Annotated in this window: 3 protein-coding genes; 2 read left to right on the plus strand and 1 reads right to left on the minus strand. The window is 67.2% G+C overall.

Annotation, left to right across the window (positions count from 1 at the left end):
* On the plus strand, positions 1-923 hold a 923-nt coding region (locus NW75_RS21320), incomplete at its 5' end, for a dihydrolipoamide acetyltransferase family protein (protein ID WP_033967397.1).
* Here the strand turns inward: NW75_RS21320 and NW75_RS25460 are convergent.
* On the minus strand, positions 880-1179 hold the full coding sequence (locus tag NW75_RS25460) for a hypothetical protein (RefSeq protein WP_197057916.1): 300 nt from the start codon (positions 1177-1179) through the stop codon (positions 880-882). The genes NW75_RS21320 and NW75_RS25460 overlap by 44 nt on opposite strands.
* 69 nt (positions 1180-1248) lie before the next feature.
* Between NW75_RS25460 and NW75_RS25465 the strand changes: the two genes are divergently transcribed.
* Positions 1249-1776, plus strand: a complete 528-nt coding sequence (locus NW75_RS25465) for a hypothetical protein (protein ID WP_197057918.1) — start codon at positions 1249-1251, stop codon at positions 1774-1776.
* The last annotated feature ends 328 nt before the right edge of the window (positions 1777-2104 follow it).

Raw genomic sequence — 2104 nt, forward strand, 5'->3', positions numbered from 1 at the left:
GTGCCCCCAGCGTTCCAGCACAGCCCCTCTCCCCGACCCTCTCCCCTGAAGGGGAGAGGGAGAAAGTGGTCCTCGCCTCTCCCGCCGTGCGCGCACGCGCCGCCGATCTCGGCATCGATCTCGCCCAAGTGAAGACCGAGGGCGACCGCGTGCGCCATGCCGATCTCGATGCGTTCCTGCGCTATGGCCAGGGGCAGGGCTATCACGCCCCGCACGTCAGCCACGCCCGCGCCGATGAGGCGATCAAGGTGATCGGCATGCGCCGCCGCATCGCCGAGAATATGGCGGCGTCGAAGCGCGCGATCCCGCATTTCACCTATGTCGAGGAAATCGACGTCACCGCGCTGGAGGCGATGCGCGCCGATCTGAATGGTGCGCGTGGGTCGAGGCCCAAATTGACGATGCTGCCGCTGCTGATCGCGGCGATCTGCAAGACCGTGCCCGCCTTCCCGATGATCAACGCGCGCTATGACGATGAAGCCGGTGTGGTCACGCGGCATGGCGCGGTGCATCTCGGCATGGCGACGCAGACCGATGCCGGGCTGACCGTCCCCGTGATCCGCGATGCGCAGGACCGCAATGTCTGGCAATTGGCCGCCGAGATCCTGCGCCTGGCCGAGGCGGCGCGCGCCAATAAGCTGAAGCCCGATGAAATGGGCGGCGGCACGCTGACGGTCACCTCGCTCGGGCCGCTTGGCGGGATCGCCACGACGCCGGTGATCAACCGGCCCGAAGTGGCGATCATTGGACCCAACAAGATTGTCGAGCGGCCTGTCTTTGTCGGCGACGAGATCGTGCGTGCCAAGCTGATGAACCTGTCGATCAGTTGCGATCACCGCGTGGTCGATGGCTGGGATGCGGCGAGCTTCGTGCAGGCGCTCAAGCGCTATCTCGAAACGCCGGTATTGTTGTTCGCCGACTGAAATCCGTCATGATCGGCTGATAGGGCACCTGTATGCGCTTTGATTTGCTCCAGTCGATCAGTCTTGCCGGAGATATCGCGGTCGCCAATGACGATCGCGCGGGGTCGAGCGACGCGCTCGCCTGGGTGATCGACGGCGCGACCGATTTGGGCGAGCCGGGGCTGGTCGGGTCGCGCGGCGGGGCGGCGTGGCTGGCGTTGGAGGCGGACGCCGCCTTTGCGGCTGCGGGCGACGCCTCGATCGATGCGATTTGCAAGGGCGTGTTCGCCAGGCTTGCGCGGCGGTTTGCGGCGCAGCGGACGCGCGCGCCATCTCCGCCTGGGAATTGCCCAGCGCGTCCTTCCTGGCGGCACGCGTCGGCAAGGAGGGGCTGGCGTGCCGCTGGCTGGGCGATTGTGCGGGGTTGCTCAAGCGCGGCGATACCGTCGAGCGGATCGGGCCGCCCGCCAGCAAGGACGACGAAAATGCCAGTGCGGCCGCGCTGGCCGAGCATGGGCTTGGCCTGAAGCAGCGACCGCAGCCGATCCTCGAAGTGCTGCGCGCTGCGCGTGAACGTCCCGACCGCTATATCCTCGGGGTCGATCCAGCGGCGGCGGCGCATCTCGGCGGGGCGGTCTTGCCGTGCAACGTGGGAGACGAGCTGCTGCTGATGAGCGACGGTTTTGCGGCGCTGATCGACGTCTATGGCCTGCACGACGAGGCGGGTCTGTTCGCGGAACTCGCCACCAGCGGCTTGACCGGGCTCGCGCTGCAATTGCGCGCAATCGAGCAGGAGGATGGCGATTTCGGCCGCTTCCCGCGCTTCAAGGGGTCGGACGATGCCACCGCTTTGTGGCTGCGGATCGCCGCCTGAACCCGGTCGCCAGACACATTTGAGAGACATTTCCCGCGTAGCACGCCGGTTCGACGCATCCGGAGGGCAAGATGGTGGGTTTTTGGCTTGGGCTGGCACTGATGGCCGGTGTGCAGCAAGGGGGACCCGGTCCTGACGGACCCCCGCCGCCCCCGCCGCCGGGCGGTCCCCGCCCCCCGCACGGTCGCTTGTTCATCAGCCCGATGGGCGAACCGTTCCGTGGCGAAGATCCGATTGGTGCCTGGTTCGCCGGTGCCGACGCCAATCATGACGGCGTGGTGACCGAGGCCGAATTCATTGCCGATGCCGACCGTGTGTTTCTGCTCCA

It is taken from the genome of Sphingomonas sp. Ant H11, from assembly GCF_000797515.1.
Taxonomy (GTDB): Bacteria; Pseudomonadota; Alphaproteobacteria; order Sphingomonadales; family Sphingomonadaceae; genus Sphingomonas.